Here is a 12,733-nt window from a genome sequence, read left to right on the forward strand (position 1 = left end):
CGGTCGTGCGGATTTTCCCTTACAGGGTTTTGACGGGATTGCGCAGCGCTGAAAGGTCGGCGTCATCGAGCCAGCGCCACGCGCCCGGTGCGAGATCGTCCGGCAGCGTGAAGCCGCCGATGCTTTCGCGGTGCAGCAACTCGACGCGATTGCTCGCCGCCGCCACCATGCGCTTGACCTGGTGGTATTTGCCTTCGAGGACGGTCAGCGCGAGCGCGTGCGTGTCGCGCGCGTCGGCGGCGACGGCCGCGATCGGCTTCGGCTCGCCGTGCAGCTGCACGCCGCTACGCAGCGCATTCAGCTGCGCATCGTCGAGCGGGTGGCGCACGGTCGCGACGTAGGTCTTCGGCACCTTGCGCTTCGGCGACGTGTACGCATGCACGAACTGGCCGTCGTCGGACAGCAGCAGCAGGCCGGTCGTGTCCTGGTCGAGACGGCCGACGCACTGCACGCCGCGCGCGACGAGCGGCGCGGGCAGCAGGCTGAACACGCTCGCGTGGTGCTGCGGATCGCGCGAGCACTCGTAGCCGGCCGGCTTGTTGAGCGCGAGATACGCGCGCGCGTGGAACGGCCACGTCGTGTCGTCGACCGAGAACACGAGGCCGTCGGTGTCGAACGTGGCGTCGGGGTCGGTCGCGCCGGTGCCCGCGACGGCGACGCGGCCCGCTTCGATCAGGGCGCGGCATTGGCGGCGCGAGCCGAAGCCCTGAGTGTAGAGAATGCTTTCGAGATCCATAGCGCGCGCATTCTATCAAGCGGCGGCCGATGACCGGCATGAACGCGCATGCGCTGGTAAGCTGCCGGAACGCCGCGAGGGGTGCGGCGCCCGTTCACTCTTCACGGAAAGTCCATGCGTTTCGATTCATTCCGGTTCGGCCGCCAGGCAGCCGCGATCATCGTTGCCGCCACCGTCTCGTCGGCCGCGTTCGCGCACGCGCATCTCGCGAAGAGCGATCCGGCGGCAGGCGCGGCGGTGGCCGCCGCACCGGCTGCCGTCACGATCGACTTCACCGAGCCGCTGGAGCCGGCATTCAGCTCGATCGTCGTCGTCGACGGCGGCGGCAACACGGTGTCGGACGGCCGCGCGCGCATCGACGCGTCGAACCGCAAGCGGATGACGGTGCCGCTGACGGCAATCGGCGCCGGTGCCTATACGGTGAAATGGGTGGCCGTCGCGACCGACGGGCACCGCACGCAGGGTGCGTACGGCTTCAGCGTGAAGTGACGCAACGGCGGCGGCAGGCCCGTGCCAGGGTTGTCGTCGCCCTCATCCGACAGGGAGTTTCCCGCATGAACCCGACGACGCTCGATGCACTCGCCGATTTCCCCCGTCAGCTCGAAGCGCATTTCGCGGCCGTCCCCGACGGCTACGCGCGCTGGACGCCCGACGACTGGGCCGGGATCCCGAGCGAGCATTTCTCGCCGCTCGGGCAGCTCTGCCACGTGCGCGACATCGAGATCGACGGCTATCACGTGCGGCTGCGGCGGATGCTCGACGAGGACCGGCCGCTGCTCGCGTCGATCGACGGCGACGCGCTCGCGATCGAGCGTCGCTACAACGATGCGTATGCGTCCGACGTGCTCGCGGCGATCCGCGAAGCGCGACGCGAAACGCTGGAGTTGCTGTCGCGCGTGACGCCCGAGCAGTTCGAGCGCACCGGCGAGTTCGACGGCTACGGTTCGCTGACCGTGCGCGGGCTCGTCCACTACCTGTGCAGCCACGACCAGCAGCATCTGGCCGGCATGCAGTGGCTGCTCGGCAAGATCGACGCGGCGCTTTACGCTCGCTGAGACGGCTGGCGGCCGTACGGCCTGGCTCGGAATCCGCGGCCGCTGTCGGTGCGGCCGGCCACACAGCATCGCTCCGATTGGATCGCTTTTCTGGATAATCCATCCAGCCGCGACCGGCTGACCGGCGCGTCGCGCGTGCCTACACTCCTAGCTTCGTTCAACGGAAAAAGGAGTCAACCGTGGCAACTCACACGCTCGCAGACAAGGTCGTCCTGATCGCAGGCGGCGCAAAGAATCTCGGCGGCCTGATCGCGCGGGACCTGGCGAGCCACGGCGCGAAGGCGGTGGCGATTCACTACAACAGCGCGGCGTCGCAGGCGCAGGCCGAGGAGACGGCCGCCGCTGTACGCGCGGCCGGCGCGGAAGCCGCAACGTTCCAGGCCGACCTGACCACGGCCGCCGCGGTCGAGAAGCTGTTCGACGACGCGAAGCAGCGCTTCGGCAAGATCGATATCGCGATCAACACGGTCGGCAAGGTGCTGAAGAAGCCGTTCACCGAGATCAGCGAGGCCGAGTACGACGAGATGTTCGCGGTCAACAGCAAGTCGGCGTTCTTCTTCATCAAGGAGGCCGGGCGACACCTCGAGGATCATGGCAAGCTCGTCACGCTCGTGACGTCGCTGCTCGGCGCGTTCACGCCGTTCTATGCGGCGTACGAAGGGTCGAAGGCGCCGGTCGAGCACTTCACGCGCGCGGCGTCGAAGGAATACGGCGCACGCGGGATCTCGGTGACGGCCGTCGGGCCGGGCCCGATGGATACGCCGTTCTTCTATCCGGCCGAAGGCGCCGATGCGGTTGCCTATCACAAGACGGCGGCCGCGCTGTCGCCGTTCAGCAAGACGGGCCTGACCGACATCGAGGACGTCGTGCCGTTCATCCGCCATCTCGTGACCGACGGCTGGTGGATCACCGGCCAGACGATCCTGATCAACGGCGGCTATACGACCAAGTAACCGGGCCTGCGACGGGCCGCGCCGGCGGCCGTCGCGGGCGCGTGGCGCACCGTAATGGCGCGTTTGCGTGGACAATGGACGGGCGCGCGGCCCTGCGGCTGCGCGCCCGTTTTTTCTGTGCCGCCGGACCTCGCCGCGACGCGCAACAGCCGGCGGCGACGATCTTCCAAACCCACGCTCCCCACCGATGGACAAGCTGGATCAGGTCAGAATCTTCCTGCAGGTTGCCGAAATGGGCAGCTTCATCAAGGCCGCGCATGCGCTCGACGTGCCGCGCGCGACCGTGTCGGCGGCCGTCCAGCAGCTCGAGACGGGGCTCGGCACGCGCCTCCTGCATCGCACGACGCGCCAGGTGCAGCTCACGGCCGACGGCACGCTGCTGCTCGAACGCGGCCGGCGCCTGCTTGCGGAAGCCGACGATCTCGACCGCCTGTTTCGGCGCCGCGACCGCGACGTCGTCGGACGGCTGAACGTCGACGTGCCGAGCCGGATCGCGCGCCGTGTCGTCGCGCCCGCACTGCCGTCACTGTTTCACCGCTACCCGAAGCTGCAACTGTCGCTCGGCTCGACCGACCGCTCGATCGATCTCGTACAGGAAGGCGTCGATTGCGCGATCCGCGTCGGGCGGCTCGCGGACAGCAGCCTCGTCGTGCGGCCGCTCGGGCAGTTCACGCTGATCAACTGCGCGAGCCCCGACTATCTGCGCGAGTGCGGCGTACCCGAGCACCCGGATGCGCTTGCGCACGGGCACTGGGCGATCGGCTATGCGTCGCCGACGACGGGGCGCGAACTCGGGTGGGAATACTGCGCGGACGGCCAGCGGCACACGCTGACGCTGCCGAGCCGCGTGATCGTCAACAACGCCGAAACCTATATCGCCGGCTGCATTGCCGGCATGGGGCTGATCCAGATACCGCGGTTCGACGTCGAGCATCTGCTGGAAAGCGGCGCGCTCGTCGACGTGATGCCCGGCTACCGCGCCGAGCCGATGGACGTGTCGGCCGTGTATCCGCACCGCCGCCATCGGTCGCGCCGGCTCAATGCATTCATCGAGTGGTTCGGCGAATTGATGGCCGATGCGCTGACGAAGACGGCGGCCGGGCAGGGCGCGGACGGCGACTGATCGCGGCAGCCGTCGCGTACGTTTCAGTCGCCCAGCGCCGCGAACTGCCGGTGGCGCCCGGCGTCCCGCACCGCGTCGATCAACGCCGCGCCGGGGCCGTCGGGCTTCGCCGCAAACGCATAGAAGCGCGCAGCCGGCAGCGCCGGCAGGCCGTCCGGCGGCCCGCATTCGCGCAGGCCGTCGCGTAACTGGCTGCGCGCGAGCGCGGTGACCGCGAAGCCGGCGAGCGCGGCCGACACGCAGCCGGCCATGCTGCTGCTCTCGAACAGCACGCGGAACGATCGCAGCGCGGCGGCGAGCGCCGCGACGGCCGCCTCCCGATAGACGCACGGCTGCGGAAACAGCGCGAGCGGCACTTCGCCGCCCGCGTCGAGCGTGCGATCCGACGCGAAGGCCCACACGAGCGGCTCTTCCCACAGCAATTCGCCCGGCGTGTCGACCTGCCGGCACTGCTTGCCGAAAACGACATCGAGCCGGCCGAGCGTCTGTTCGCGCAGCAGCGATGCGGTGATCCCGACCTTCAGCTCGATCGACGTACGCGGGTGGCGGTCGCGAAACGTGCGCAGCACGTGCGGCAGCCACGCACCGGCAAAGTCCTCCGACGCGCCGACCCGCAGCGGCCCGTGCGCCGGCGCGCCGCGCAGCCGCGCGCGCACTTCGCGCTCCATGTCGACGATGTTGCGCGCGTAGGCGTACAGCGTGTCGCCGGCCGGCGTGAGTGCGATACGGCGTGTCGTGCGCGCGAGCAGCACGGTGCCGGCCGCTTGTTCGAGCCGCTTGATGTGGCCGCTGACGGCGGAGGGCGTAAGCGCGAGACGTTCCGCGGCCGGCGCGAATCCGCGGCTGTCGACGACTTCGAGGAAGGTGCGCAGCAGCGTGATGTCGAGTGCGGTCGACGCGGGATCGGTCAGCGGTTCCATCAGTCGATTCAACGTGAAATTCAAAGAATGAATCATGATACTCCGTGAATCGTGATGAAAGGCCGGCCTACCATCGTGCGCTCAGGCTGACCCAACGGAGTACACGATGACGACCTATGCGCATGCGACGACCGCGTCGCTCGATATTGCCTATCTCGAATGGAACCCGCGCGGCGAGCGCGTGGCCGTGCTTGTGCACGGGTGGCCGGACAGTCCTGTCGGCTGGGACGCGGTGGCGGCAGCGCTCGCCGGGCGCGGCTACCGCGTGCTGGCGCCCGCGCTGCGCGGCTTTGCGCCGACGCGCTTTCGCGATGCGTCCGTGCCGCGCAGCGGCGAGCTCGCGGCGCTCGGGCGCGACCTGCTCGAATTCGCCGATGCGCTCGGTGTCGAGCGGCCCGTGCTGGTCGGCCATGACTGGGGCGCCCGGGCGGCCGCGAATGCGTGCGGGTTGCGTGACGGCGCCGCTTCGCATCTCGTGATGCTGTCGGTCGGTTACGGCACCAACGATCCGGGCCAGCCGCTGTCGCTGCAGCAGGCGCGCAACTACTGGTATCACTGGTTCATGGCGACGCCGCGCGGCGAGCAGGCCTTGCGTGACGACCGCCGTGCGTTTGCCCGCCTGATGTGGGATACGTGGTCGCCGCTCGGCTGGTATCGCGACAGCGATTTCGACGCGGCGGCCGACGCGTTCGACGGGCCCGACTGGATCGACGTCGTGCTGCATTCGTACCGGCATCGGTGGGGCTTCGCGCCGGGCACGCCGGCCTATGCCGACGACAATGCGCGGCTGAACCCGGCGCCCGTGCTGGCGGTGCCGACGCTCGTGCTGCACGGCGGCGCGGATACCTGCAATCATCCGGACAGCTCGGCGGGGCGAGAGCGGTTCTTCGCCGGCCGCTACGAGCGGCAGATCGTGGATGCGGTCGGGCACTTTCCGCAACGCGAGGCGCCGGCGGCCGTCGCGGACGCGATCCTGCGGTTCTGCGAGCGCGACTGAACGCGCGGCCCGTGCCGCGGCGCGTGGCCGTCCGGCGTGGTCATTCGGTGCGATGCGGAATGTTGTCCGGGAACGGGTAGGGCGCATGCGGCCCCGGCCAGTCGGGTACGGGCGGCTCGCGGAGCAGGTCGCATCCGCCCAACATGATCGACAGCAGTGCGACGAGCACGCCGACGCGGATCGGGATTGAAATGACGCGCTTGGACTGATGCTTGGACAGTCGCGGGAGGGCGCGCGTTGCGGCAGGCATCGCGTGCGGCCAAAACAAAAAACCCGCGAAGCGGTGAGCTTGCGCGGGTTTCGACGGTGCAGCGCATGACGCTGCGAAATACTGGTGCCCAGGGCCGGAATCGAACCGGCACGCCTTGCGGCGGGGGATTTTGAGTCCCCTGCGTCTACCAATTTCACCACCTGGGCTTAATCCTGACCGCGCATGCGATTGTGCGCGGCGAAACGCGGATTATGTCCGAAATCCCGGCGCCGGGCAAGCTGCCCGGGTGCCGGTCGCGCACGTCACTGGCTCAGGTAGACGAACCGGCCCTGCTTCACGATCCCCATGACGCTCGCACGCTGATCGAGCCCCACATGATCCTTGTCGCTGGCATTGACGACGCCGTTCGGCACGACGAGCTCGTGCGCGCGTTCCAGCTCGCGTCGCAGTGCCGCGCGGAACGCCGGCGTGCCGGGCTGCGCGGCCTTCAGCGCGCGGCCGACCGCGTCGGCGAGGCGCGGGTAGACGCCGGCCGCGTCGCCCGCGAACTGCGTGACCGTGCCGGCGCCGTATTTCGCCTCGTATGCGTCGACGAAGGCGAGCGCGGCCTTGCGGGCCGGATGGTCGGCCGGCAGCGTACGCGCGACGACCACCGGCTGCGTCGGAAACAGCGTGCCGTCGACGTCCTTGCCGCCGAGCTTGATGAATTCCGGCGTCGCGATCCCGTGCGTCTGGTAGACCGGGCCCTTGTAGCCACGCTCGATCAGCGTGCGCTGCGGCAGCACGGCCGGCGTGCCCGAGCCCGCGATCAGGATCGCGTCGGGCTTCGCCGCGATCAGCTTCAGCGCCTGGCCCGTGACGCTCGCGTCGGTGCGGTTGAAGCGCTCGGTCGCGACGACGCGGATCTTGCGCAGATCGGCAAAGCGCGTGAATTCGTTCAGCCAGCTGTCGCCGTAGCTGTCCGCGAAGCCGATGAAGCCGACCGTCTTCACGCCGTGGTTCGCCATGTAGCGCGTCATCACGTCGGCCATCGCGCGGTCACTCTGCGCCATCTTGAACGCCCAGGTCCGCGCGCCTTCCTGCGGCTCGACGATCGCGCCGGAGCCGACCAGCGTGATCATCGGCGTCTGCGCGGCAGCGACCGTGTCGAGCGCCGCGAGCGCGGCCGGCGTGATGTTCGGCCCGACCACGACATCGACGTGATCCTCGTCGACCAGCTTGCGGATGTTGCGCACCGCGGTACCGGGATCGGACGCGTCGTCGAGCACCGTCACCTGGACGGGCTGCCCGACGATCGTCTTCGGCCACATCAGGATCGCGTTCTTGCTCGTGATGCCGATCGCGGCGGCCGGGCCGGTCGAGGACAGGTCGACACCGACCTTCAGGTCGGCATGCGCGGCCGCGCAGGCCAGCACGAGGGCGGTGCCGGCGGCGCGGCGCAGCAGGGCGGGAAGCGTCATGCGGGAATCTCCGTCGGGCAGCAAAAAGGGGCGCGATATGCGCCCCTCTGTTTATACACGCGGCTCAGAGCTCGTACGATTCGGCTTCACCCTTGAGCGCCTGTTCGATCAGCTTGCGATTCAGCGTCGGCGACAGCAGTTCGACGAGCGTATACACATAGCTGCGCAGGTAGGCACCCTGCTTGAGCGCGACGCGCGTCACGTTGCTGCCGAACAGGTGGCCGACCGGGATCAGCCGCAGGCTGCGGTCGCGCTCCGGGTTGAACGCGATGTCGGCCATGATCCCGACGCCGAGGCCGAGTTCGACGTAGGTCTTGATCACGTCGGCGTCGATCGCCTCGAGCACGATGTCCGGCGACAGCCCGCGCAGTGCGAACGCATGGTTGATCTTCTTGCGGCCCGCGAACGCATCGTCATACGTGATCAGCGGGTACTGCGCGAGATCGTCGAGCGTGACCGGTTTGCGTTCGAGCAGCGGATGGTCGGCCGGCACGACGGCCGCGTGGTGCCACTGGAAGCAGGGCAGCGACACGAGCTCCTTGTAGTCCGAGATCGCCTCGGTCGCGATCGCGAGATCGGCCTGATCGTGGATCACCATCTCGGCCACCTGCGTCGGGCTGCCTTGCAGGATCGACAGGTGCACCTTCGGGAAGCGCTTCTTGAATTCGGCGATCGCGGCCGGCAGCGAGTAGCGCGCCTGCGTGTGGGTCGCGGCGATGGTCAGGTTGCCCTGGTCCTGTGCGGCATAATCCTTTCCGACCCTTTTAAGGCTCTCAACCTCCTGCAGGATCCGCTCGACCGACGCGAGGATGATCCTGCCCGGCTCGGTGAGCGAGCGCACGCGCTTGCCGTGCCGCGTGAAGATCTCCACGCCGAGCTCGTCCTCGAGCTCGATGATCGCCTTCGATACCCCCGGTTGGGACGTGTAGAGCGCCTTCGCGGCCTCGGTGAGGTTGAAATTCTGCCGGACGGCCTCGCGCACGAAGCGAAATTGGTGCAGGTTCATTTATAACCCTTCCGCATATCAACAGAATTTTTTAGTCGTTTGAAATATAAGGCGAGTTTATTACGATTCACCGGAGTTTTTCAAATATGGATATCTGTTTTCGTCATTAGCAATCCATCCGGTGGCGGATGGGGGCGGTGACGGCGGAACGGAGATTCGGGCGCGACGTGGCTAGGACGTCGCGCGGTCACCACGAAAACCCCTGGGGTCCCCGAATGTATCAGTACGACCAATACGACCAGACGATCGTCGACGAGCGTGTCGCGCAGTACCGCGATCAGGTGCGCCGCCGCCTGTCGGGCGAGTTGAGCGAAGAAGAATTCCGTCCGCTGCGCCTGCAGAACGGCCTGTACATGCAGCGCCACGCATACATGCACCGCATCGCGATTCCGTACGGCAACCTGCGCAGCGACCAGCTCCGGATGCTGGCGCGCATCGCCCGCGAACACGACCGTGGCTACGGCCACTTCTCGACCCGCTCGAACATCCAGTTCAACTGGATCGAGCTGGAAGACACGCCCGAGATCCTCGCGAAGCTCGCGTCGGTGCAGATGCACGGCATCCAGACGTCGGGCAACTGCATCCGCAACATCACGGCCGACCAGTTCGCCGGCGTCGCGCAGGACGAAGAAATCGATCCGCGTCCGTGGTCGGAAATCCTGCGTCAGTGGTCGACGTTCCATCCCGAATTCGCGTGGCTGCCGCGCAAGTTCAAGATCGCGGTGTCGGGCTCGAAGGACGACCGCGCGGCCGTGCAGATCCACGACCTCGGCGTGTACCTGAAGAAGAACGCGCAGGGCGAAGTGGTCGCGAGCATCCTCGCGGGCGGCGGCCTCGGCCGTACGCCGATCATCGGTGCGGTGATCAAGGAAGACCTCCCGTGGCAGCACCTGCTGACCTACTGCGAAGCCGTGCTGCGCGTGTACAACCGCTACGGCCGCCGCGACAACCTCTACAAGGCGCGGATCAAGATCCTCGTGAAGGCGCTGTCGCCGGCGAAGTTCGCGCAGCAGGTCGAGGAAGAGTGGCAGCACCTGAAGGACGGCCCGTCGACGCTCACGCAGGCGGAAGTCGATCGCGTGTCGCAGTACTTCCAGCCGCCCGTGTACGAAAAGCTGGCCGATACCGACGCATCGTTCGAACAGCACCTGCTCGAGAACAAGGCGTTCGCGCGCTGGGTCGAGCGTAACGTCGCGCCGCACAAGGTGGCCGGCTATGCCGCCGTCACGCTGTCGCTGAAGGATCACCGCGTGGCGCCGGGCGATGCGACCGACGCGCAGATGGACCTGGTGGCCGACTGGGCAGATGAATACTCGCTCGGCGAGCTGCGCGTGTCGCACGAGCAGAACCTGATTCTCGCGAACGTGAAGAAGCGCGACCTGTTCGCGGTGTGGGAAAAGGCGAAGGCGGCGAGTTTCGCGACGCCGAACATCGGCCTGCTGACCGACATCATCGCGTGCCCGGGCGGCGATTTCTGCTCGCTCGCGAACGCGAAGTCGATCCCGATCGCGCTGGCGATCCAGCAGCGTTTCGACGATCTGGACTATGTGTACGACCTCGGCGACCTGTCGCTGAACATTTCCGGTTGCATGAACTCGTGCGGTCACCACCACGTCGGCAACATCGGCATCCTCGGTGTCGACAAGGACGGTGCCGAGTGGTACCAGGTGTCGCTCGGCGGCGAGCAGGGCACGGGTCAGAACGGCGCGCGCCTCGGCCGCGTGATCGGACCGTCGTTCTCGGCGGAAGAAGTGCCGGACGTGATCGCGAAGCTGATCGACACGTTCGTCGAATCGCGCATCGACGGCGAGCGCTTCGTCGACACGTACGACCGCATCGGCATCGCGCCGTTCAAGGAGCGCGTGTATGCGGCGCGCCAGGCAGTGAACGCGTAACCAACCGGGTACAAGGAATTAGCAGATGGCTTCGATTATCAAGAACCGCGCAGTGATCGACGATGCATGGCAGGTCGTGCGCGCGGCGGAAGACGGTGCTCTGCCCGCGGTCGACGCATTGCCGGCCGGCAAGGTGCTGGTGCCGTTCGCGTTGTGGCAGGCCGAGCGCGCGGCGCTCGTCGCCGCGAAGACGAAGGACGAACTCGGTGTGTGGCTCGCGCCGGACAGCGAGCCGGCCGATCTCGTGGCCGACTTCGGCGCGATTTCGCTGATCGCCGTCGATTTCCCGCGCTTCGCGGACGGCCGCGGCTACAGCATCGCGCGCCTGTTGCGCGAGCGCCACGGCTGGACGGGCGAGCTGCGCTCGATCGGCGACGTGCTGCGCGACCAGCTGCTGTACATGTCGCGTTGCGGCTTCGACGCATTCGCGGTGCGCGCCGACAAGGACATCCACGACGCGCTGAACGCGTTCACGGAATTCACGCAGCGTTACCAGGGCGCGTTCGACGAGCCGGCGCCGCTGTTCCGCCGCCGTGCGGCCGCCGTAGCGACGCCCGACGTAGCGACGCCCGACGCGAAGGTGAGCGCATGAGTACCGCCACCGCGCTGACGCCGGAACTCGCCGCGAAGGTCGAGCGCCTCGACGCGCTGCTCGCGCGGATCGGCGCCCGTCACGACAAGGTGAAGTTCGCGAGCAGCCTCGCGGCGGAAGACATGCTGCTCACGCACGCGATCCTGTCGAAGGGCGTGTCGATCGGCATCTTCTCGCTGAATACGGGCCGCCTGCACGCGGAAACGCTCGGCATGATCGACCGCGTGCGCGAGCGCTACGGTTACGAGATCGAGCAGTTCCACCCGCAACCGGAAGCCGTCGACCAGTATGTCGCCGAGCACGGCCTGAACGCGTTCTACGAGAGCGTCGAGCTGCGCAAGTCGTGCTGCCACATCCGCAAGGTCGAGCCGCTGAACCGCGCGCTGGCCGACGTCGGCGCGTGGGTCACCGGCCAGCGCCGCGAGCAGTCGGTCACGCGGGCCGAGCTGCACGAGGAAGAACAGGACGACGCACGCGGGATCGCGAAGTACAACCCGCTGGCCGACTGGACGGAAGCCGACGTATGGGCGTACCTTGACGCGTTTGACGTGCCGGTCAACCCGCTGCATGCTCGCGGCTACCCGAGCATCGGCTGCGAGCCGTGTACGCGTGCGATCCGCCCTGGCGAGGACAGCCGCGCAGGCCGCTGGTGGTGGGAATCGCGCGATACGAAGGAATGCGGCCTGCACATCACGATCACGCCGATTCCTGCGGAAGCCGTTGCCGGCACCACGCACTGAAAGCCTGACAAGAAACTGAATATTGCGCCGCCCGCGACAGCGGGCGGCACGAACCCAGAAGAGAAGGACTGAAATCATGAGCACGACGCTCGAGCAATCCGCCTTTGCCCCGACCACCGGCGCGGACAACCGCATGGGCCACCTCGACTGGCTCGAAGCCGAGTCGATCCACATCCTGCGCGAGCTGGTTGCCGAGTGCAGCAAGCCGGCGCTGCTGTTCTCGGGCGGCAAGGATTCGGTCGTCGTGCTGCATCTGGCCCTGAAAGCGTTCGGCCTCGGCGCGAACCGCAAGACGGCGCTGCCGTTCCCGCTCGTGCACATCGACACGGGCCACAACTACGAGGAAGTGATCGACTTCCGCGACCGCCGCGCGCAGGAACTGGGCGCCGAGCTGGTCGTCGGTCACGTCGAGGATTCGATCAAGCGCGGCACGGTCGTGCTGCGCCGCGAAACCGATTCGCGCAACGCCGCACAGGCCGTCACGCTGCTCGAGACGATCGAGGAGCATGGCTACACGGCGCTGATCGGCGGCGCGCGCCGCGACGAAGAGAAGGCGCGCGCGAAGGAACGCATCTTCTCGTTCCGCGACGAATTCGGCCAGTGGGATCCGAAGGCGCAGCGCCCGGAACTGTGGAGCCTGTACAACGCCCGCCTGCACAAGGGCGAGCACCTGCGCGTGTTCCCGATCTCGAACTGGACCGAACTCGACGTGTGGCAGTACATCGCGCGCGAAAACCTCGAACTGCCGTCGATCTACTACGCGCACCAGCGCGAGATCGTGCGCCGCAACGGGCTGCTCGTGCCCGTCACGCCGCTCACGCCGATGCGTGAGGGCGAGTCGAGCGAGATCGCGCAAGTGCGCTTCCGCACGGTCGGCGACATTTCCTGCACGTGCCCGGTCGAGAGCGACGCGGACGACGTCGAGAAGATCATCGCCGAGACGGCGGTGACCGAGATCACCGAGCGCGGCGCGACCCGGATGGACGACCAGGCGTCCGAAGCCGCGATGGAAACGCGCAAGAAGCAAGGTTATTTCTGAAGCACA

General features: G+C 67.6%; 14 protein-coding genes and 1 tRNA gene. 9 read left to right on the forward strand and 6 right to left on the reverse strand.

Features of this window, described 5'->3' with window-relative positions; all coding sequences use genetic code 11:
• Window positions 1-19: 19 nt before the first annotated feature.
• Window positions 20-736 (reverse strand): 16S rRNA pseudouridine(516) synthase, encoded by a 717-nt coding sequence (locus U5809_RS07060; protein WP_322085981.1) that lies wholly within the window; start codon window positions 734-736, stop codon window positions 20-22.
• A gap of 114 nt (window positions 737-850) precedes the next feature.
• On the opposite strand from U5809_RS07060, the gene copC reads away from it, so the two are divergent.
• The 4 genes from copC (at window position 851) to U5809_RS07080 (ending at window position 3,867) form a co-directional block, all read left to right on the forward strand.
• Window positions 851-1,225 (forward strand): copper homeostasis periplasmic binding protein CopC, encoded by a 375-nt coding sequence (copC, locus tag U5809_RS07065; RefSeq protein WP_322085982.1) that lies wholly within the window; start codon window positions 851-853, stop codon window positions 1,223-1,225.
• A 65-nt stretch (window positions 1,226-1,290) separates the two neighbouring features.
• Window positions 1,291-1,791 carry a DinB family protein gene (locus U5809_RS07070; RefSeq protein ID WP_176050671.1) on the forward strand — a complete coding sequence of 167 codons (501 nt, stop codon included), beginning with the start codon at window positions 1,291-1,293 and terminating at the stop codon, window positions 1,789-1,791.
• Window positions 1,792-1,970: 179 nt separating this feature from the next.
• Complete coding sequence (locus tag U5809_RS07075; RefSeq protein ID WP_124456186.1) at window positions 1,971-2,744, forward strand: SDR family oxidoreductase; 774 nt, start codon at window positions 1,971-1,973, stop codon at window positions 2,742-2,744.
• A gap of 187 nt (window positions 2,745-2,931) precedes the next feature.
• On the forward strand, window positions 2,932-3,867 hold the full coding sequence (locus tag U5809_RS07080; protein ID WP_322085983.1) for a LysR family transcriptional regulator: 936 nt from the start codon (window positions 2,932-2,934) through the stop codon (window positions 3,865-3,867).
• A gap of 23 nt (window positions 3,868-3,890) precedes the next feature.
• On the opposite strand, the gene U5809_RS07085 is transcribed toward U5809_RS07080, so the two are convergent.
• A complete protein-coding gene (locus tag U5809_RS07085; RefSeq protein WP_322086114.1) occupies window positions 3,891-4,787 on the reverse strand; it encodes a LysR family transcriptional regulator in 897 nt (298 codons plus the stop codon).
• A 106-nt stretch (window positions 4,788-4,893) separates the two neighbouring features.
• Between U5809_RS07085 and U5809_RS07090 the strand changes: the two genes are divergently transcribed.
• The gene (locus U5809_RS07090) at window positions 4,894-5,784 is read left to right on the forward strand and encodes an alpha/beta hydrolase (protein WP_322085984.1); all 891 of its coding nucleotides are present in this window, start codon (window positions 4,894-4,896) and stop codon (window positions 5,782-5,784) included.
• 40 nt (window positions 5,785-5,824) lie between these two features.
• On the opposite strand, the gene U5809_RS07095 is transcribed toward U5809_RS07090, so the two are convergent.
• From U5809_RS07095 to U5809_RS07110, 4 genes are all read right to left on the reverse strand, one after another.
• Window positions 5,825-6,034 (reverse strand): hypothetical protein, encoded by a 210-nt coding sequence (locus U5809_RS07095; protein WP_322085985.1) that lies wholly within the window; start codon window positions 6,032-6,034, stop codon window positions 5,825-5,827.
• A gap of 82 nt (window positions 6,035-6,116) precedes the next feature.
• Window positions 6,117-6,201, reverse strand: a tRNA-Leu gene (locus U5809_RS07100).
• 96 nt (window positions 6,202-6,297) lie between these two features.
• Window positions 6,298-7,455, reverse strand: coding sequence for an ABC transporter substrate-binding protein (locus tag U5809_RS07105; protein ID WP_322085986.1), 1,158 nt, complete (start codon window positions 7,453-7,455; stop codon window positions 6,298-6,300).
• 64 nt (window positions 7,456-7,519) lie between these two features.
• Window positions 7,520-8,461 carry a CysB family HTH-type transcriptional regulator gene (locus tag U5809_RS07110; RefSeq protein WP_282505793.1) on the reverse strand — a complete coding sequence of 314 codons (942 nt, stop codon included), beginning with the start codon at window positions 8,459-8,461 and terminating at the stop codon, window positions 7,520-7,522.
• Window positions 8,462-8,676: 215 nt separating this feature from the next.
• On the opposite strand from U5809_RS07110, the gene U5809_RS07115 reads away from it, so the two are divergent.
• The 4 genes from U5809_RS07115 (at window position 8,677) to cysD (ending at window position 12,727) form a co-directional block, all read left to right on the forward strand.
• Window positions 8,677-10,356 carry a nitrite/sulfite reductase gene (locus tag U5809_RS07115; protein ID WP_322085987.1) on the forward strand — a complete coding sequence of 560 codons (1,680 nt, stop codon included), beginning with the start codon at window positions 8,677-8,679 and terminating at the stop codon, window positions 10,354-10,356.
• Between the two features lie 25 nt (window positions 10,357-10,381).
• Entirely contained in the window at window positions 10,382-10,948 is a 567-nt protein-coding gene (locus U5809_RS07120) for a DUF934 domain-containing protein (RefSeq protein WP_322085988.1), read from the forward strand.
• Complete coding sequence (locus U5809_RS07125) at window positions 10,945-11,688, forward strand: phosphoadenylyl-sulfate reductase (protein WP_322085989.1); 744 nt, start codon at window positions 10,945-10,947, stop codon at window positions 11,686-11,688. The genes U5809_RS07120 and U5809_RS07125 overlap by 4 nt, the downstream gene beginning before the upstream one ends.
• Window positions 11,689-11,764: 76 nt before the next feature.
• On the forward strand, window positions 11,765-12,727 hold the full coding sequence (gene cysD, locus U5809_RS07130; protein ID WP_322085990.1) for a sulfate adenylyltransferase subunit CysD: 963 nt from the start codon (window positions 11,765-11,767) through the stop codon (window positions 12,725-12,727).
• Window positions 12,728-12,733: the final 6 nt, after the last annotated feature.

The organism is Burkholderia sp. BCC1999, assembly GCF_905339975.1.
Classification (GTDB): Bacteria; Pseudomonadota; Gammaproteobacteria; order Burkholderiales; family Burkholderiaceae; genus Burkholderia.